Source organism: Halalkalibacter nanhaiisediminis (genome assembly GCF_007830185.1).
GTDB lineage: Bacteria > Bacillota > Bacilli > Bacillales > Bacillaceae_D > Halalkalibacter > Halalkalibacter nanhaiisediminis.
On sequence record NZ_VLKZ01000017.1, the window covers coordinates 1 to 19,245 of the forward strand.

General features: G+C 40.5%; 17 protein-coding genes, 1 tRNA gene, 2 rRNA genes, 1 other RNA gene and 1 other annotated feature. Of the genes, 5 read left to right on the plus strand and 16 right to left on the minus strand.

What is annotated here, in order from left to right; genetic code table 11:
• From IQ10_RS17555 to IQ10_RS17600, 10 genes are all read right to left on the minus strand, one after another.
• A 16S ribosomal RNA gene (locus IQ10_RS17555) occupies positions 1 to 166 on the minus strand; the annotation flags it as partial.
• Between the two features lie 647 nt (positions 167 to 813).
• Positions 814 to 1,077, minus strand: a complete 264-nt coding sequence (locus IQ10_RS17560; protein WP_144451774.1) for a pro-sigmaK processing inhibitor BofA family protein — start codon at positions 1,075 to 1,077, stop codon at positions 814 to 816.
• 71 nt (positions 1,078 to 1,148) lie between these two features.
• Complete coding sequence (locus tag IQ10_RS17565) at positions 1,149 to 1,370, minus strand: YaaL family protein (protein ID WP_144451775.1); 222 nt, start codon at positions 1,368 to 1,370, stop codon at positions 1,149 to 1,151.
• A gap of 12 nt (positions 1,371 to 1,382) precedes the next feature.
• Entirely contained in the window at positions 1,383 to 1,979 is a 597-nt protein-coding gene (gene recR, locus IQ10_RS17570) for a recombination mediator RecR (protein ID WP_144451776.1), read from the minus strand.
• 11 nt (positions 1,980 to 1,990) lie between these two features.
• Positions 1,991 to 2,302 carry a YbaB/EbfC family nucleoid-associated protein gene (locus tag IQ10_RS17575; RefSeq protein WP_144451777.1) on the minus strand — a complete coding sequence of 104 codons (312 nt, stop codon included), beginning with the start codon at positions 2,300 to 2,302 and terminating at the stop codon, positions 1,991 to 1,993.
• A 21-nt stretch (positions 2,303 to 2,323) separates the two neighbouring features.
• Positions 2,324 to 4,024, minus strand: coding sequence for a DNA polymerase III subunit gamma/tau (gene dnaX / locus IQ10_RS17580; protein WP_144451778.1), 1,701 nt, complete (start codon positions 4,022 to 4,024; stop codon positions 2,324 to 2,326).
• Positions 4,025 to 4,164: 140 nt separating this feature from the next.
• An RNA gene (gene ffs, locus IQ10_RS17585) (signal recognition particle sRNA large type) lies at positions 4,165 to 4,430 on the minus strand.
• Between the two features lie 99 nt (positions 4,431 to 4,529).
• Positions 4,530 to 5,009 carry a tRNA adenosine(34) deaminase TadA gene (tadA, locus tag IQ10_RS17590; protein ID WP_144451779.1) on the minus strand — a complete coding sequence of 160 codons (480 nt, stop codon included), beginning with the start codon at positions 5,007 to 5,009 and terminating at the stop codon, positions 4,530 to 4,532.
• Positions 5,010 to 5,089: 80 nt separating this feature from the next.
• Positions 5,090 to 5,182: transfer RNA gene (locus IQ10_RS17595), tRNA-Ser, on the minus strand.
• Between the two features lie 113 nt (positions 5,183 to 5,295).
• Positions 5,296 to 6,903, minus strand: coding sequence for a glutathione ABC transporter substrate-binding protein (locus IQ10_RS17600; protein WP_144451780.1), 1,608 nt, complete (start codon positions 6,901 to 6,903; stop codon positions 5,296 to 5,298).
• Positions 6,904 to 7,248: 345 nt separating this feature from the next.
• Here IQ10_RS17600 and nikC point away from each other — a divergent pair, with 345 nt between their 5' ends.
• The 4 genes from nikC to IQ10_RS17620 are packed head-to-tail and all read left to right on the plus strand — an operon-like array spanning position 7,249 to position 11,172.
• Positions 7,249 to 8,145 carry a nickel transporter permease gene (nikC, locus tag IQ10_RS17605; RefSeq protein WP_144451781.1) on the plus strand — a complete coding sequence of 299 codons (897 nt, stop codon included), beginning with the start codon at positions 7,249 to 7,251 and terminating at the stop codon, positions 8,143 to 8,145.
• A 17-nt stretch (positions 8,146 to 8,162) separates the two neighbouring features.
• Positions 8,163 to 9,104, plus strand: a complete 942-nt coding sequence (locus tag IQ10_RS17610) for an ABC transporter permease (RefSeq protein ID WP_144451782.1) — start codon at positions 8,163 to 8,165, stop codon at positions 9,102 to 9,104.
• Positions 9,105 to 9,140: 36 nt separating this feature from the next.
• Positions 9,141 to 10,181, plus strand: coding sequence for an ABC transporter ATP-binding protein (locus IQ10_RS17615; protein WP_144451783.1), 1,041 nt, complete (start codon positions 9,141 to 9,143; stop codon positions 10,179 to 10,181).
• A complete protein-coding gene (locus IQ10_RS17620; RefSeq protein ID WP_144451784.1) occupies positions 10,162 to 11,172 on the plus strand; it encodes an ABC transporter ATP-binding protein in 1,011 nt (336 codons plus the stop codon). Before IQ10_RS17615 ends, IQ10_RS17620 begins: the two co-directional genes overlap by 20 nt.
• A 67-nt stretch (positions 11,173 to 11,239) precedes the next feature.
• On the opposite strand, the gene serS is transcribed toward IQ10_RS17620, so the two are convergent.
• From serS to guaB, 5 genes are all read right to left on the minus strand, one after another.
• Positions 11,240 to 12,523, minus strand: a complete 1,284-nt coding sequence (serS, locus tag IQ10_RS17625) for a serine--tRNA ligase (protein WP_144451785.1) — start codon at positions 12,521 to 12,523, stop codon at positions 11,240 to 11,242.
• A gap of 83 nt (positions 12,524 to 12,606) precedes the next feature.
• Positions 12,607 to 12,832 (minus strand) — a binding site (T-box leader).
• Between the two features lie 3 nt (positions 12,833 to 12,835).
• On the minus strand, positions 12,836 to 13,432 hold the full coding sequence (gene pdxT / locus IQ10_RS17630) for a pyridoxal 5'-phosphate synthase glutaminase subunit PdxT (RefSeq protein WP_144451786.1): 597 nt from the start codon (positions 13,430 to 13,432) through the stop codon (positions 12,836 to 12,838).
• Between the two features lie 249 nt (positions 13,433 to 13,681).
• Entirely contained in the window at positions 13,682 to 14,566 is an 885-nt protein-coding gene (gene pdxS / locus IQ10_RS17635; RefSeq protein WP_144451787.1) for a pyridoxal 5'-phosphate synthase lyase subunit PdxS, read from the minus strand.
• 151 nt (positions 14,567 to 14,717) lie between these two features.
• Positions 14,718 to 16,019 (minus strand): D-alanyl-D-alanine carboxypeptidase family protein, encoded by a 1,302-nt coding sequence (locus IQ10_RS17640; protein ID WP_144451790.1) that lies wholly within the window; start codon positions 16,017 to 16,019, stop codon positions 14,718 to 14,720.
• A gap of 138 nt (positions 16,020 to 16,157) precedes the next feature.
• Positions 16,158 to 17,615, minus strand: coding sequence for an IMP dehydrogenase (gene guaB / locus IQ10_RS17645; protein WP_144451788.1), 1,458 nt, complete (start codon positions 17,613 to 17,615; stop codon positions 16,158 to 16,160).
• A gap of 142 nt (positions 17,616 to 17,757) precedes the next feature.
• On the opposite strand from guaB, the gene IQ10_RS17650 reads away from it, so the two are divergent.
• Positions 17,758 to 18,711 carry a YaaC family protein gene (locus IQ10_RS17650; RefSeq protein WP_144451789.1) on the plus strand — a complete coding sequence of 318 codons (954 nt, stop codon included), beginning with the start codon at positions 17,758 to 17,760 and terminating at the stop codon, positions 18,709 to 18,711.
• 223 nt (positions 18,712 to 18,934) lie between these two features.
• Here the strand turns inward: IQ10_RS17650 and rrf are convergent.
• Positions 18,935 to 19,050, minus strand: a 5S ribosomal RNA gene (gene rrf, locus IQ10_RS17655).
• Positions 19,051 to 19,245 lie beyond the last annotated feature (195 nt).

Below are 19,245 nucleotides of genomic sequence, written 5' to 3' on the forward strand. Positions count from 1 at the left end.
GCATCGATTTCTCGATGTTATCCCAGTCTACAGGGCAGGTTGCCCACGTGTTACTCACCCGTCCGCCGCTAATCTCTGGGAGCAAGCTCCCTTTGATCCGCTCGACTTGCATGTATTAGGCACGCCGCCAGCGTTCGTCCTGAGCCAGGATCAAACTCTCCATAAAAGTGACGCACATGGATGTGCTAATGCCGACGTTGCAACAGGACGTTGCGAACTAGTCGGTCACCTTTTGAAAAATCCATTAGCTCAAAATGTATCGCTAACGATACTTCTTAATAATTGACGAGATATCATGTATCTCTATTTCGCTTGGCTTTTGTTCAGTTTTCAAAGAACTCGGCGTCGCTTGTTGGCGACTTTATTATTCTATCAAATCACCTTAACGAAGTCAACATCTTTTTTCAAGAATGTTTCTGTCGTCCGTGGCGACAAGAAATAATATAACATACTTTCTATTATCAACGCAACCCTTTTTTAAAAAAGTTTTTAATTATATTTTTAATAGGTATATCTATGTAACCAACGACTATAACAATCAATACTCATATTCTATCAAACAGAAGACCAATCTCCTAAGAGAAAAACTCAGGGAACCACGGTAAGTTTACAACGTCCTGCGGTTACTTGACGCCAATTAATTTGTTAGAGTAAACAAAAATCGTTTTGTGGTAACGCCTAGTACCTATATCCTGCAGACAAAGAGATTGGTCTATTTTTTATCTCGACATCGAACTTACATATAAAATATACTGCCTTCAATAAAACCATATCCCACTTATTCTAGAGTTCATTTCGCACTTATCTTTTCCCTTAAACAATAAATTGCTTAACTAAAACGAGTAGCACGACTCCTGGAATTCCTAAAATCCCTGATACAGCTGCCGTCACTCCATTAATAGGTATATGGAAATCAATCAATGTACCAAACGCATTAACAAAAAAGAGCATTAAAGCACCAACAATGAATTTAACAGCTATATTGCCTATAAATCGAACAGGCTTCATCGGAGCACCCACAACCAACAATATAAGGACTAAACCTCCTAAGATTGAGATAAGAATTAAAGGATCCATACCATCACCCCTTACGCTTGTCTTATAGTAAGAGATATGCACCAAATCAAAAAAAAGAACAAACTGCATAATTACAGTTCGTTCTTGGTCGCTTTACGTTGTCTAGCTTCTCTCAATAGGAAAGAATAGAGAGCCTCCGTTATATTTGTACGTTGCAACACATCATCTGATGGGTCAACACTGTGGGCAATAAGATTCTTTTGACTATCCAAACGATGTTTATGCCCTTCAATTTGCATGAGCAACTGGCTATTTTCAAGCTTTCTCAGCTTTTGTCTTTTTCGAAATAGCACGCTAATCCCACCTTATAATTCTCTACGTCCCTCTATTGCTCGAGAAAGCGTGACTTCATCTGCATATTCTAAATCTCCCCCAACAGGTAGTCCATGAGCAATACGAGTCACCTTAATTCCTGTTGGTTTCACTAACCTAGAAATATACATCGCAGTTGCTTCTCCCTCAATTGTTGGGTTAGTGGCGATGATCACTTCTTGTATCGTATCATCTTGAAGTCGTTTAAGAAGCTCAGGGATTTTAATATCTTCAGGCCCCACTCCGTCCATCGGAGAAATTGCCCCATGAAGCACATGATACTTACCACGGTATTCCTTCATTTTCTCCATCGCAATGACGTCTTTTGCATCTTGTAGAACACACACAACCGTTTGATCACGGTGTGTATCCTCACAAATTCGACATGGATCCATATCAGTAATGTTGTGACACACCGAACAATACGTAAGATTTCGCTTTGCGTTAACTAACGCTTTAGCAAAATCCAGAACATCATCTTCCTTCATATCTAATACGAAAAAAGCCAGGCGACTCGCCGTCTTTGGCCCGATACCTGGCAACTTCATAAATCCATCAATTAATTTCGCAATCGGTTCAGGATATTGCACCTTTTCCCCTCCTAGAACATTCCAGGTAAATTCATTCCTTTAGTGAATTTACCCATATCTTGCTCAACAAGCTCATCCACTTTCTTCAACGCTTCATTTATCGCAGCTAGAATTAAGTCTTGAAGCATCTCAGCATCATCAGGATCGATCACATCTTCTGAGATTTTAATATCTAAAATGCGCTTATCTCCACTTGCCACAACAGTGACCATTCCGCCACCAGCAGTAGCCTCAACTGTTTTTTCCTTTAACTCTTCCTGCGCTTTCATCATTTGCTTTTGCATTTTCTGCATTTGCTTCATCATATTACCCATGTTTTTCATAATAAAAAACCTCCTTTGTTATTATCCGTCTATGATTTCAATTAATTCTTCCCCAACAAGCTTAACAGCTTCATCAATTAACGAGTTGTCCTCGTCCTTAGTAGAACCTGACCCACGTTGTTCACTGACAAACTCTTCTTTCACTTTTTCCCACTGTTCAAAAAGAAGTGTAACAAAAGTCGTCTGTCCTTGAAGGGTTTCTTGAAGAATTTGCTCAAGTACAACGCGAAACTTCGTATCCATCATATCACGATGCATTTCATTTTGGAACGCCAGAACAACCGTCGAACTAGAAGAAGCGACAGGTTTGCTATCACTTAGCCAAGCGTGTGCAGGAACGCTTTGTGTTTTGATTCGTTCCATCACATCTCCCCATTTAGAGGTTACCACCTGCAAGTTTTTCTTGTCAGCCACCTTTAATGTCTCTTTTACCTTAGCTGTAGAGACCCTAGCTTGCGCAGGAGCTTTTTTAGGTCTGCGAGCTTGAGGTTGAGTCTGTTCTTGAGCTGTAGCCCCCTGTACCCCATGCTCCTTCAAACTTTGTAACGCTCTTTCGAGAATACTCAACTTCTCCTTCAGCTGCACGACTTCATCTGACGACACCGACGCCGCACCAGCATTCTCTGGGACATGCGCGACTCGTTGATTTACAAGTTTTATTAGTGCTAGCTCAAGAAAAATCCTTGGGTGGGCTGACCACTTCATCTCTTGTTGGCTTGCATTTAACGATTCAATTGTTGCATATAACCAATGAAAATCGGTCTCTTCTGACAACTGCTTGAATTCATCATCTACTTTTGCCCTCTCAAGCAAATCCTCGGTCTGAGGTGCATTTTTATAGAGCAGCATATCACGGAAATAATAGATCACATCTTCAATGAAACGAAGTGGATCTTTCCCGTCCTGCAGCAATTCGTCAAGGCGCTGCAGGACAAGTACCGTATCCCCTTGGTGGATGGCGGTAATAATCTCTGTTAGTGAACGCTGCGAGACAGCACCCGTGACTGCAAGGACATCCTCTAATTGCAGCGTTTCTCCCGCAAATGAAATTGCTTGATCCAACAAACTCAAGGCATCACGCATCCCACCTTCAGCTGCACGCGCGATCATCGATAAGGCTTCCTCTTCAGCAGAAACGTGATCATGCTCTAGGATATGAGATAACCTCGAGACAATTGCCTGGTTTGTAATACGTTTGAAATCAAAGCGCTGACACCGTGAAATAATGGTAAGCGGGATTTTGTGAGGTTCTGTTGTTGCTAAAATAAACAACACATGACTAGGTGGCTCTTCAAGCGTCTTCAGCAATGCATTAAAAGCGCCTGTCGATAACATATGTACTTCATCAATAATATAAACTTTATAACGAACTTCACTCGGCGCAAACTTAACTTTATCTCGAATATCGCGAATTTCATCAACACCGTTATTCGAAGCAGCATCAATTTCCATCACATCAACAATCGATCCTGACGTAATACCTAGGCACGCTGCACATTGATTGCAAGGCTCAGCCACAGGTGCCTGTTCACAATTGATCGCCTTAGCAATAATCTTAGCTGCACTCGTCTTTCCTGTACCACGCGGACCCGAGAACAGGTAGGCGTGGGATAGTTTCTCTTGCAGCAAAGCATTCTGTAGTGTTTTTGTAATGTGCTCTTGTCCAACAACATCCTTAAGCTGTTGCGGTCTCCAAACACGATACAATGCTTGATAGGCCACTCCCACTTCCTCCTTTTTACGTCAAATCTACATTCTTATTATAACGATTGAGTAATCATTTTCAAAGGATTCATCACATTTCATCGAACAACATAACAAAAGCAACTACGCTTCCGTAGTTGCTTTTATATAAAATGATACCGCGCACCTTCTGTCGATAATGCCACCCCAGGCGTTACCTAAGCAGTTAGCTCGGCCCAGGCGACTCCACGGCACACGGAAGGGTCCACTTACTGCTGCTTCCTTCCGGACCTGACAGGGTTCATGGGTTTCCGTTGCGTGGAACCCAAGCGTCAACACCACTTACTTAGGTCAGACCCTACGGTGACAAAACCTAGAGAAGGGATTCCGTCTCGCTATAGCGGATTGCGAGTACAGGGCACCGCTACCTCCCCACCTAGCACGGCAAATTTAATAACATCATTAGGCGTCTGTTTCCGACGCATTTTCAAGTATAGATTGTTTTAGTAAAAAATGCAACAGTAAGAAAAAGGAAATCACTACTTTAACTGTTCTCTTTCTTACTCTTTTTACGATCACGAAGCTGTCTAAAAAAAGATGTCAACCTCGAGCCACATTCCTCTTCTAGACAACCTGCAATCACTTTCGTTCGATGATTAAAGCGCGGCTCATCAAGCAGGTTCATAAGTGTACCAGCGCACCCTGCCTTTGGATCATTCGCACCGTAGACAACTGTCTCAATACGAGATTGGACAATCGCACCAGCACACATTGGACAAGGTTCCAGTGTGACATAGAGCGTACAGTTCATCAATCTCCAACTACCAAGCTTTTCACACGCTTCTTTAATTGCAATCAGCTCGGCATGTGCGAGTGCCTGTTGATCAGATTCTCGTCGGTTATGAGCAGCAGCAATCAATTCATCACCCTGAACAATAACAGCACCAATTGGTACCTCACCGATCGACTCAGCCTTCTCTGCTTCAAGTAGCGCAAGATTCATCCACTTCTCATGAATATTCATCACTTGACCACTCCTACTTTTACACTCATGTAATTAAAACAAAAAAACACTACCATAAAGGGTAGTGTGACATTTTCATATGGAGGAGGAAGAGGGATTCGAACCCCCGCGCGGTTTGACCCGCCTGTCGGTTTTCAAGACCGATCCCTTCAGCCAGACTTGGGTATTCCTCCGTATTAACTTGCTGACAAGAAATAATATATCAAACATTTTTAACGAGTGCAAGTAATTTTTTAAATTTTTTAAAGAAACGTCTCCCCTAATAAAGAGAGACGTTCTTCTTCTATTATTGCTCTAATGTCACATCATGAAGCATCAGAATTTGCGTTGGGTGTTGCCACAAGCCTTTTACCTTATCACTTACACCAAGTAAGTATTCTTGGTGATGAATGTAAAACATCGGCGCTTCATCAACAAGAATTTCTTGCGCTTGTTTATAAAGAGCAAGACGTTCAGCTGGATCAGGATTTTGACGAGCTTCTACTAAAACCTCATCTAATTCCGGGTTGCTAATGAATGTACGGTTTCCTGACTCACCGTGATTTGATGAGTGGAACAATGGATACATACCATAATCTGCATCACCCGTTACTGTCGTCCATCCAAGCATAACCATCTCGTGGTTACCAGCAGCTGTTTGCTCTAGGTAAGCACCCCATTCTAAAACTTCAATTTGAACATCAATACCGATTTCAGCTAATTGCGCTTGAATATATGTAGCAGCATCGACACGTTCACGATTATCATTTGTCAAAAGAGTTGTTGAGAAACCATCTGCATAACCAGCTTCAGCAAGTAATGCTTTTGCAGCTTCTACATCATATTCAATACCAGTTACACTTTCATCATAACCAAATACTTGTGGAGCGATTGGTCCAACTGCAGGAATACCAGCGCCATCGTAAATTCCTTCGATAATTCCATTTTTATCAATTGCCATTGAAATAGCTTGACGAACAAGTTTATTATCAAAAGGCTCTTTTTGCGTGTTGAAACCCATATATGTTAATGCAACACTTTCTTGACGGTTTACATACATTCCATCTGTAGCTTCTACACGAGTAACATCTGACGGGCTTAGCGGATCAGAAATATGAGCCACACCCGTTTCAAGCTCAGCAATACGAGTTAGTCCTTCGGGTACAACTTTAAACGTTACAGAATCAAGCTTTGCAGGCTCTCCCCAGTAGTCATCGTTACGAACAAGTTTAATTTCTGTTCCTGGACTCCAGCTTTCAAATTTAAAGAAGCCTGTCCCAATAGGATTTTTACTAATTTCGCTTCCAGGTTCAGCACCTGCTTCCATCGCTGCATAATCAGCTGCAATTAACTCAGCAGAAATCATACCGCCACCATTATGCGCAAGGTGAGCTGGAAGTGGAGCAAACGGATATTCTGTCACAAAACGAACAGTGTAAGGATCAACCACTTGAACTTCCGTAATCATATCATATAGGAAAGAACGCGGTGACGCGATAGCTGGATCAAGAATGCGATCAATGTTTGCTTTTACAACATCCGCATTAAAGTCTGATCCATCATGGAACTTAACACCCTCACGAAGTTTAAATTCCCAAGTAGTATCATCGATTGGTTCCCAGCTTTCAGCAAGCCCAGGTTGAAGCTCCATGTTTTCATCTTGTACAACAAGTGCTTCGTAGATATTATACGCCACATTACTAGACGGCGTATCGTTTGATGCCTGTGGATCAATTGCCACAGCATCAGATAAGTTAGCAACAACAAGATCTCCTCCTGCTGCACCTTCCTCAGTCACTTCTCCATCTTCAACTGGAGCTTCTGCACTATCCGGTTCATTAGCACATGCAACCAAAAAGACACTAAGCATCATAGCCATAACCCAAAATAAAAATGAATTTTTAGACATTTTCATTTACTATTACCCCCTATTACTTTTTATCTTCTCTCAAAAACAAATATTAATATAACTTAATCGTAGAATAAAAACAATAAATTCGACAAATTAATTAAGATATTTATAAAATTTTATTTCAGTAAGAAATACATTGGTAGTTCTAAATATCTAACTAAAAAACTATTAATAAAGCAAAAAATATCAAATAATTGAAAATAGCACAAATACTCAAATGCATATAACTATTCTTTTAAAATACTTATTAACATTGTAAAAAAGAAAGGAAATGATATAATCAATGTTTGTAGAATAATGAAATAATTATATTAAAATTTCAGATCATTTCGAGAAAGGATGTAAGGTATGAGTGAACAGGCAATAAATAAATCACCACTCTCAAGTCCACCTCAGAATCCGCGAATTCAGAGCTGGAAAAACTTTTATGGAAAATTCCGCAAAAATAAAGCGGCTATGGTTGGTGGCTTTCTAATTATTTTCTTTATCCTAGTAGCAATCGTCGGTCCCTATGTAACACCTTTTGAACCGAACACCCAAAATCATTTAAACAAGCTGGCTGCACCCTCAGCTGAGCATTGGTTTGGTACAGATCATCATGGACGAGACATTTTCACTAGAATTATTCACGGTATGTCAATCACACTTTATGTTGGCTTGCTTTCTGTTTTTATCGGAGCAACCATTGGCGTATTTTTAGGTGTCATCTCTGGATATTACGGAAAACGGGTTGATGCGATTATTATGCGCTGTATGGATGTATTACTTGCATTTCCTGGTATCTTACTTGCACTTGCAATCGTTAGTGTATTAGGAGGTAGCTTAACTAACGTTATTATTGCTGTTGGTATATTCTCGATTCCTGTCTTTGCGCGAATTGTACGAGGGTCAACACTTGCCGTTAGAAAGCTAGAGTACATTGATGCAGTCAAGGCACTTGGGGCGAGTGATTTTAGAATTATTTTCAAACACATCTTACCAAACGTAACTTCACCTCTAATTGTTCAAGCCACATTAAGTATTGCAACTTCGATTCTAACTGCCAGTGGACTTTCCTTCTTAGGAATGGGGGCCCAACCTCCAACTCCTGAATGGGGAGCAATGTTAAGTGATGGGCGTAACTATATGTGGGATGCCCCGCACGTTGCTTTTTTCCCTGGAATCGCCATCGTTATTGTTGTACTTGCATTTAATATATTTGGTGATGGATTAAGAGATGCGCTTGATCCTAAAACGAAAAACTAGAAAAGAGGTGCAAACTATTGTTTACTTTTATCGTTCGTCGTCTCATTCAGACGATACCCGTTTTAATAGGTGTTACCATTCTTACGTTCAGCTTAATGCACCTCATACCTGGTGACCCAGCTCAAATTTTAGCAGGTGAGAGTGCTTCTCCCCAGCAAATTGAACAAATGCGCGAACGTCTTGGCCTAAATGATCCAATCCCAGTTCAATATTTTACCTATCTAGGAAATGCCTTGCAAGGTGATTTAGGTGATTCGATTAGAAGTGGACGAGCTGTCACAGAAGAAATCTCTTCAAGGTTCTGGGTAACCGTGGAGCTTGCCATCTATAGTACGATTTTAAGTGTCTTTATTGGGTTAATTGCTGGTATTATCTCAGCAACAAAACGTTATACACTATCAGATACGCTTATTATGATCGTTGCCTTATTTGGTCTTTCCATGCCAAACTTTTGGCTCGGATTAATGTTAATTCAATGGTTTGCGATTGGAATGGATATTGGACCAATTAACACTGGTTGGTTCTCAGCATCAGGCTGGGGCTCTTGGCAACAAGTTGTCCTACCCGTCCTAACCCTTGGTACAGCTGGTGCCGCGATTGTTGCACGTATGACTCGCTCTAGTATGCTTGAAGTGATTGATCAAGATTACATTCGAACAGCACGTGCAAAAGGTGTAAAGCAACGAGTTGTTATTTACCGACATGCCTTAAAAAATGCCTTAATTCCAGTCGTTACAGTTGTAGGCTTACAATTTGGTGCATTACTTGGTGGGGCTGTTTTAACAGAAACCGTATTTGCAATAAATGGACTTGGTCGACTTATTATTGATGCAATACGAGCTCGCGACTTCCCTGTTGTACAAGGAACAGTGCTTGTATTTTCACTCCTTTTTGTTCTTGTAAACTTACTTGTTGATATTGCATATCGCCTCTTAAATAAACGAATTGATTTAGATTAAGATTTTCATAGTAAAACTCGAAAGGTGGGAAAACTCATGACGACTATCGTTAACGACAACCAGCCTATTCTTGAAGTTCGCGACCTCCGTACATCTTTTTTTACGGGAAACGTTGAGGTAAAGGCTGTCGATGGTGTCAACTTTTCTGTTCCAAAAGGAAAAACACTTGGAATCGTTGGAGAATCTGGTTCTGGAAAAAGTATTACGTCGCTTTCCATTCTTCGATTGATCCAAAACCCTGGAAAAGTTGTTGGCGGTGAAGTGGTATTTAAAGGTAAAAACCTTTTAGAAAAAAGTGAAGCGCAGATGAGAAAGATTCGGGGAAATGAAATCTCGATGATTTTCCAAGAACCGATGACCTCTCTTAATCCTGTTTATACAGTGGGCCAACAGATTGGCGAGGCTTTTCAAATCCATGAAGGACTGGGCAAGAAAAAAGCAATTGAACGATCGATTGAAATGCTAAAACTAGTAGGTATTCCGTCTCCTGAGAAGCGCGTTCATCAATATCCACATGAACTATCTGGAGGAATGCGTCAGCGTGTGATGATTGCGATGGCTCTTGCCTGTAATCCCGAATTACTTATCGCTGATGAACCGACAACAGCTCTTGATGTAACGATTCAAGCACAAATTCTCGAGCTCATGAAGGATTTGCAAGATCGTCTTGGCATGTCGATTATTATGATTACACATGACCTTGGTGTTGTAGCGGAGACATGTGATTATGTCGCTGTTATGTATTGCGGTAAAGTCATTGAATATGCTCAAGTAGATGAATTATTTAAAAATCCGCGTCATCCATACACAGTTGGTCTATTAAACTCATTACCACGTCATGACATTGACCTTGAAGATGAAGAGCTTTCTGTTATTAAAGGATCTGTTCCGAGCCCAACAGATCTTCCTAAAGGCTGTCGCTTTGCACCTCGTTGCCCTCATGCAAGTGATATCTGTGCTTTGCGTCTTCCAAATCTTGAAGAAGATGAAAATGGTAATCAAATTCGCTGTTGGATCTACTCAGAAGAGTGGGATGGCGACCCGGAGGTGAACGTGCATGCAGAAAGAACTACTTAAAGTAAACGATTTAAAACAGTATTTCCCTATTAAAGGTGGTCTGCTTGGACGTACCGTTAACCATGTTAAAGCGGTAGACGGTGTTACCTTTACAGTGTACGAAGGGGAAACGGTAAGTATTGTTGGAGAATCTGGCTGTGGGAAGTCAACAACAGGACGAGCAATCCTTCGTCTTGATGAACCAACATCAGGTGAAGTGGTGTTTGAAGGTGAAGACTTACTTGCATTGAACAAATCTCAAATGCGTAAAAAACGTAAAGATTTACAAATTATTTTTCAAGATCCTTATGCATCAATCAATCCACGTCAAACAGTACGTCAAGTATTAGAAGAAGCCATGGAGATTCAAAATGTTGTACCGCGTGAACAACGAGCGGAACGAATTCGTGAACTGATGGAAACAGTCGGTCTTGGTCCTCACCAAGCTGATCGCTTCCCACATGAATTCAGTGGTGGTCAACGTCAACGAATCGGAATTGCTCGTGCATTGTCTGTTAATCCAAAGCTTATTGTTTGTGATGAAGCAGTGTCAGCTTTGGACGTATCAATCCAGGCACAGGTTATTAACTTACTAAAAAAATTACAACGTGAGTTTAAATTAACATATCTCTTTATTTCGCATGACCTTGGCGTCGTTCGTCATATTTCAGATCGTGTCATTGTTATGTATTTAGGCCGAATTGTTGAGATCGGTGATAAAAAGTCAGTTTTTGATAACCCTCAACACCCTTACACAAAAGCATTATTATCTGCTATTCCTGTTCCAGACCCAGCTCATAAGAGTGAACGAATTCTATTAAAGGGCGATGTTCCATCCCCAATTGATCCTCCGCAAGGGTGCCGTTTTCACACTCGTTGTCCATTTGCAACAGAGAAATGTAAAACGGAAACTCCTGAATTGCATGCCGAGGACTACATGAAAGAAGGTCACTTAGCAGCATGTCACTATATGGGCGAGATTGAATCTGGAGAACATAAGGCTCAAAATTAATATGCAAAACCCCACTGCACACTTTTAGCAGTGGGGTTATTTAATAACCTCGTATTTCTATCCATTCTTATTTAACTGGCCCTATTTTCTCAACATTGCCCATATAAGGTCGTAACACCTTTGGAATGACGATAGAACCATCTTCCTCTTGATAATTTTCTAAAATGGCAGCAACTGTACGTCCAATAGCAAGACCAGACCCATTAAGTGTATGAACAAACTCTGGCTTTGCTTTAGGTTCAGGACGATATTTAATATTTGCACGACGCGCTTGGAAATCTTCAAAGTTACTGCAAGAAGAAATCTCTCGGTAAGACTCATAGCTTGGGATCCATACCTCAATATCATATTTCTTAGCCGCAGTGAAGCCTAGATCAGCTGTACACATACTTAAGACGCGGTACGGTAATTCAAGCAACTGTAAAACCTTCTCAGCATGACTCGTAATCAGCTCTAATGTCTCATAAGAGTCCTCAGGCTTCACAAAGCGTACTAGTTCGACTTTATTAAACTGATGCTGACGAATAAGCCCTCTCGTATCACGACCAGCAGAACCTGCCTCAGAACGGAAATTAGCACTATATGCCGTATAGGCAATCGGTAATTGCTCTGCTGCTAAAATTTCATCACGATGAAGATTAGTAACAGGCACCTCTGCTGTTGGAATTAAGAAATAGTCTTCTTCTTTAATTTTAAATGCATCCTCTTCAAACTTCGGAAGCTGCCCTGTCCCTGTCATACTTTTACGATTAACCATGTACGGAGGAAGCACCTCAGTATAACCATGTTGATCTTGATGAAGGTCCATCATAAAGTTAATTAAAGAGCGCTCTAAGCGTGCACCTAGGCCTTTATAGAAGACAAAGCGACTACCAGTTACCTTCGCTGCACGTTCAAAATCAACAATGTCTAAATCAGCTGCAAGGTCCCAATGAGGCTTTGCAACAAATTCAAATGAGCGGACACTTCCCCATTTACGAACTTCTACATTATCATCTTCCGTCTCACCAACAGGAACACTCTCATGCGGTACATTCGGAATCGTAAGTAAAATCCCTTCAAGTGCTTCCTCTACTTGGCGCAGATCTTCATCAAGTACCTTAATTTTTTCGGAAACTTCCTTCGTTTCTTTAATTAAATGATCTGCATCCTTCTTTTCACGTTTAAGCTGAGCAACCTCTTGTGACACTTGATTTCGTCTGCTTTTCAACTCTTCAACTTCGATAATAATCGCACGTCGTTTTTCATCTAATTCCTCAAAACGGTCAAGACCAGAAATATCTTCTCCTCTTGTTGTTAGCCTTGCCTTGATATCTGCAAGATCCTTACGTAATCGCTTTATATCTAACATTCGTTGTCCTCCTCCTATATACTCTTTCTTATTTTAGCAAATAATGAAGCAAGAAAAAAAGCCCTCACCCCTTCTAAATAAAAAGAAGGGACGAGAGCACCCGCGTTACCACCCTTGTTGCAGAAATGATCAATTCCACGATCATCTCATACCACTCTAACAAATAACGGTTGCTAGCCGGGAGGAGTTTCGATCGTATTCCACCCTCCACTCAAAGGTGGATTCGAAGCATTCTCTGACTGGTTCACACCTAACCACCAGCTCTCTGAACAAAGGGATGCCTCTACTATTCCTTATCAACGTATTCATTCATTATTTAGATGGTTCACACTCTTCCTTCGCTTCCTCTACCATCGAGACAAAAAACTGATGAAAGCGATGATCATCTGTTAATTCAGGATGGAAAGAACATGCTAGAAAACGCCCTTGTCTTGCCGCCACAATTTCTTCTCCGTATTTCGAAAGGACTTCGACATCTTCACCAACTTCAACAATAAGCGGTGCACGGATAAATACAGCTCGAATATCTTCTCCAACACCTGTTACGTGTAAGTCTGCCTCAAAGCTTTCACGTTGACGTCCAAATGCATTACGCTGCACCTTCATGTTGATAACAGATAGATGACCCGAATCACGGTCAACAATTTGATCAGCCATTAGAATCAGACCTGCACACGTTCCAAACATCGGCTTACCTTCTGCTGCAAATTGTTTAAGTGGTTCATAAAAGCCATATAGATCAATGAGGCGACGCATCGTCGTACTCTCTCCACCTGGAAGAACAAGTCCATCTAACTCACCTAACTGTTCAACCTTCTTAACAACTACCACTTCTGTTGTAGGAGCTTCTAAGCACTTTACATGCTCTCTGACAGCTCCCTGCAATGCCAAAACTCCGATTTTAACCATTGGGTACATCCTTTCTATAAGAAAAGCAAAAGCGCCTTGTTCAGCCGCGACAAGTTCTAGAGGCCTGTCCATGTGTTGCCGGGTTTTAGGCAACCATTTACAGGCAGAAGCAACCTCGAGCGGCTAGGCTCTGTAGCTAGACATAAAGAAAAGCGCAAATGCCCTGTAAAGCCATGCTAGGCTCTAAGGGCAAATTTGCAGTCTCGTTATGAATTCACGAAATGTCCTTTTCTTATTCCTTCAAAAAACTTACCAGCCGCGCTCTTGCATACGCTCTGTTGGATTAAGAGTAGAAATCTCAATACCTTTCATTGCTGTACCAAGACCTTTTGAAAGTTCAGCAATTAAAGCATAATCCTCATAATGAGTTGTTGCTTCTACAATCGCACGTGCAAATTTCTCTGGGTTATCTGATTTGAAAATACCAGAACCAACAAAGACTCCATCAGCACCTAACTGCATCATTAATGCAGCATCCGCAGGAGTAGCAACACCACCAGCTGCGAAGTTTACAACAGGTAATTTACCGGTTTCTTTAATTTCTAATAAAAGATCAAAAGATGCACCTAAGTTCTTTGCTTCTGTCATTAACTCATCCGTAGACATTTGCTTCACTTTGCGAATTTGACCTTGGATCATACGCATATGGCGCACTGCCTCTACGATATTACCTGTACCAGGCTCACCCTTTGTACGAATCATAGAAGCTCCTTCACCAATTCGACGAGATGCTTCACCTAAATCACGTGCACCACATACAAATGGAACTGTGAAATCACGCTTGTACAAATGAAATACTTCATCTGCAGGTGTTAAAACTTCACTCTCATCAATGTAATCAACACCCATTGCTTCTAAAATACGCGCTTCAACAATATGTCCGATACGTGCCTTTGCCATAACTGGAATTGAAACAGCATTTAACACTTCTTCTACGATTGTTGGGTCAGCCATACGTGCTACACCACCTGCTGCACGAATATCAGCTGGTACACGCTCAAGTGCCATTACTGCAACAGCACCTGCTGCTTCTGCAATTTTAGCTTGTTCTGCATTGATAACGTCCATAATGACGCCACCTTTTTGCATTTCTGCCATTCCACGTTTTACTCGATCAGTACCCGTTTGACTCATCAATAATTCCTCCTACACCGTTCATCTTAGTTGGTTTTGCTCATCCATTATTAGTATACCTTAAAAAAGGGAGAGATTCGCATAAATTTTCAGTTATCATTTTAGCACGAAACGGGTCCAAAGCAAAGTCCAGACCCGTTACTATTACTATCTATGCAAACCAACCTTTAACTGTATCAGCAGCTCCATTCCATATACCAGAGAAGAATCCTCCAATTGCACGTATCGTCATTGAAAACCAGCCAGCTCTTTCAACTGCTGTTTCCGTAACAACTGGCACTTCTTCTCGTTGAGATGGATATAAAAACTCTTCTGGATTCTCACCATTATACACTAGTGTGAGTGAACCAACTTGTTGTCCCGCTTCAATCGGCGCTTCAAGTGCACCCTCTGCATTCAATTTGCTTTCATCTAATTGAAGCTCTGTTGAATACATTTCCTCTTCACCGTTACGTACAAGAGTCACTAGAGGGGTTGAGGTCGAAACCATTACTTCATGTTCCTTACCAGCTGTAACAGGGAGTTGTCCTTCTCCCTCTGGAGCAAACCCTTCTCCAATAACCTCAACGTGAGTAAAATTATTAAAACCGTAATCTAGTAATTTTCTTGTTTCATTAAAACGAGCATCACGAGAATCTGTTCGCATAACAACCGAAATGAAACGTATTCCATCACGCTCAGCCGTACCAGTAAAAGCATTTCCAGCATCAGTTGTATAACCTGTCTTTAGACCATCTACACCCTCATAATTGTGCTGTGAGCGAATACCTGGTAGCATCCAATTCCAATTTTCCATTGGAATGACTTCATCTGGACCTGCTTGGAAATCAAGCTCTGGTATACTGGCTGTTTCAAGTACTTCAGGGTAATCTCTAATTAATGAAAAAGCAAGCTTTGCTGTTGCCCGTGCAGACATCATATTTTCATCTGTCTCGCCTGTCCCTTCAGGATGATTACCTTGTAAATCTTTATTATTAAGTCCTGTAGAATTGACAAATTCATAGTCTTCTAGTCCTAGTTCAACAGCTTTGTCGTTCATCATCTTCACAAATTCCGTCTCAGAACCAGCGATTAACTCCGCTAAGGCAATTGTTGATGCATTTGCGGAATAAATTGCAACTGATTGATATAAGTCCTTTACTGTATAAGTCCAATCTTGTCGAAGTGGAACATTTGATAATACTGTCTGTAACGATAAGCTTCGAACAAAGTCACTGATTGGTACTTGTTGATCCCAAGAAATTCGACCTTCATTTACTGCTTCTAAAATGAGATACTCACTCATCATTTTCGTCATACTGGCAGTTGGAAGAATGCGATCAACATTCTTTTGAAAAATAATTTTACCTGTCTTCGCATCGACTAGAATAGCAGACTCTGCTTCTACATCAAATGCAGCCTCTGTTGTTTGCGGCTTTCCTAAAAATGTAACCACCATCACCATTGCAAGCATAATGATAAGCGATCTTTTTATTAACTGCTCTTTCACTCTTACACCTCCACACCTTTTTCACATAAAGGTTATTTTAACATAAGAAATGATAAAAAAATAGATAGAGAATGCCCTATCTATTTTTCCAAATTTATTTAATTATAATGAGTAATTGGGTGCTTCTTTCGTGATTTGAACGTCATGTGGATGACTTTCACGTAATCCCGCTCCTGTAATGCGAATAAATTGACCATTTTCTCTAAGATCCTCAAGTGTAGGTGTTCCGCAATACCCCATTCCTGCACGAATACCACCAAGTAATTGATGAATCGTATCATGTAATGGTCCTTTATAAGGAATTCGTCCCTCGATTCCTTCTGGAACTAACTTCTGTTCGTTTTCTTGGAAATAGCGGTCCTTACTTCCTTTTTCCATCGCACCTAGAGAACCCATTCCACGGTAGACTTTAAATTGGCGTCCTTGATAGATTTCACGCTCTCCTGGACTCTCTGTTACACCTGCAAGGATACTTCCAAGCATAACAGCATGTCCGCCAGCAGCAAGTGCCTTCACGATGTCTCCAGAGTACTTAATTCCCCCATCAGCAATAATAGGAACACCATGTTTAGCTGCTTCTATTGCACAGTCATATACTGCAGTAACTTGAGGAACACCAATTCCCGCAACAATACGAGTTGTACAAATGGAACCAGGTCCAATTCCTACTTTAACAACACTTGCTCCTGCCTCAATTAAATCTCGTGTTGCTTCAGCAGTTGCTACATTTCCAGCGATAATCGTTAAGTCTGGGTACGTATTTCGTACATCCCTTACCTTATCTAAAACTCCTTTTGAGTGGCCATGTGCTGTGTCAATAACAATCGCATCAACACCCGCTTCTACTAGTGCAGCAATCCGTGCATCCGCATCAGCCGAAACTCCTATTGCAGCTCCTACAACAAGTCGTCCTTGTGAGTCCTTTGCAGAGTTAGGGAACTCAATCACTTTTTCAATATCCTTAATCGTGATTAATCCTTTTAATACGCCATCTTCATCTACAAGCGGTAGCTTTTCAATTTTGTATTTTTGAAGAATTTTCTCCGCTTCTTCCAACGTTGTACCAACTGGCGCTGTCACAAGATCCTGCTTTGTCATGACTTCATCAATTGTAATCGAATAATCTTCAATGAATCGAAGGTCACGATTTGTTAAAATTCCAACAAGTTTTTGCTCCTCATTAACAATTGGTACGCCAGAAATACGAAACTTACCCATTAAATGCTCTGCATCGAAAACTTTGCGATCAGGTGTTAAGTAGAATGGATTTGTGATAACTCCACTTTCTGAACGCTTTACACGGTCAACATGTTCAGCTTGTTCTTCAATGGACATATTCTTATGAATAATACCTAGACCGCCTTCACGAGCCATTGCGATAGCCATTTCTGCTTCCGTTACTGTATCCATCCCCGCGCTAATAATAGGCATATTTAACTGTAATTTTTCACTTAATTTTGTTTTAACAGATACATCACGCGGTAATATTTCTGATTTTGCTGGTATGAGAAGGACATCATCAAAGGTAAGCCCTTCCTTTTGAAATTTATTTCCCCACATATACATTCATCCTCCCAAATCACATTATAGGTTCGCTAAAATATTATTAGTAGCTTATCAATTGGGCAAACTACTGTCAAGAACGATATAAATATGAGATTCTTTAGAATTAACAGAATAATTGTAAAGGGTGAAAATAAGCATGGGATCTTCAAATCTTTTTTTTCCTTATTATTCAGCTGCTTATACTCGACAATACTTAACGAAAAAATACGAACAATATAATATCTCTCAATCGAAATCAAAGAGCTATCAAGTTAGTTATTCATTTATGTATCATCTTCAGCATGGACAACTTTATTTTGAACAGGCTACTAAGGCCCCAACTGAGTTAAAGCCTATGCTTCTTTTTTATGGCCTTGTCCAAATGCTTAAAGCCTGTATCCTGACAAATGATCCAGCCTATCCAGAAAATAGTCGAGTATTGGCTCATGGCGTTTCAACACGAAAACGAAAAAAATCAACTTATCGTTTTTTAGATGATGAAGTAAAGATACAGAAAAATGGACTTTTTCCTCACTTCTTAAATACAATGTTTCATGTGAAACATTGTGAAGGTGAGCAGTATCATATGCAGATACTTCTTCAGCATATTGCTGATATGCATCCCCTTTTTTCACAATTACAACAACAAGAGCTGTCTTACAAAGGAAAGTTTGAGAATGGATACTTATTATTTCCTTCAAAGGTGCTTGATTGTTACCATATGACAGCAAATCGCTTTGAGCAGTATTTAGAACAATTTAAAAGTAGTAACTATAATCGAAAACTGAGAATTTTGGAAGACAATCAATATATTCGTATTCCTCTTTCTTCTCTTCCCTCTATGCTGTTTTCTCCTCCCTGGCTGTTTAGTCAAGAAGGTACACCTTATCTATTAAGGCATAGAAAAGAATACATGAGCACTTATGCTTTGCCAGAATTAGCGATTCATTATCTAATTCTCTATAACCTCAGTATGATCTCAAGGTATGAAGCTGAATGGTGGGGGGAATTAATTCATACCTTTGATGGCTCTGATCTCCCGTTTATTTTGCAGTACCTAACCATTGCTGAAAATAAAATTCCAAAAATAATATTTGATTTCTTAAAGTAGCAAGCGGATAAAGAAAAAGTAAACTTTATGATGATCGCTTTTTCCTTCTTTATCACCTTATTTTTTCTCAATGCGTATGAAAAATGAGACAATCCTTTTTTGGGGAATGTGTTTAATTGCTAGCTATTTTTTCAGTTAGACTGCTTTAACTATAGAACTTAATGATCAGTAACAGTTTTTATGCACACAAAAAAACACAATCCTATTGGATTGTGCTTTAATCGCCCGGCAACGTCCTACTCTCACAGGGGGAAGCCCCCAACTACCATCGGCGCTGAAGAGCTTAACGACCGTGTTCGGCATGGGAACGGGTGTGGCCTCTTCGCTATCGCCACCAGACTATTTGTTTGAACATCAGATAACCTACGATCTTCTTCGTCAGCTTCCCTTCTCATGTCCTCACGTATCATCACATACGCTCCGGGCATTCGTACGGTTGCTTCCTCGAATCTCTTGGTTCTCTTTGTTCAACTATGTTGAAAGAATGGATTCTCTCAAAACTAGATAATGTGTAAGAAACAACGTATCAAGAAT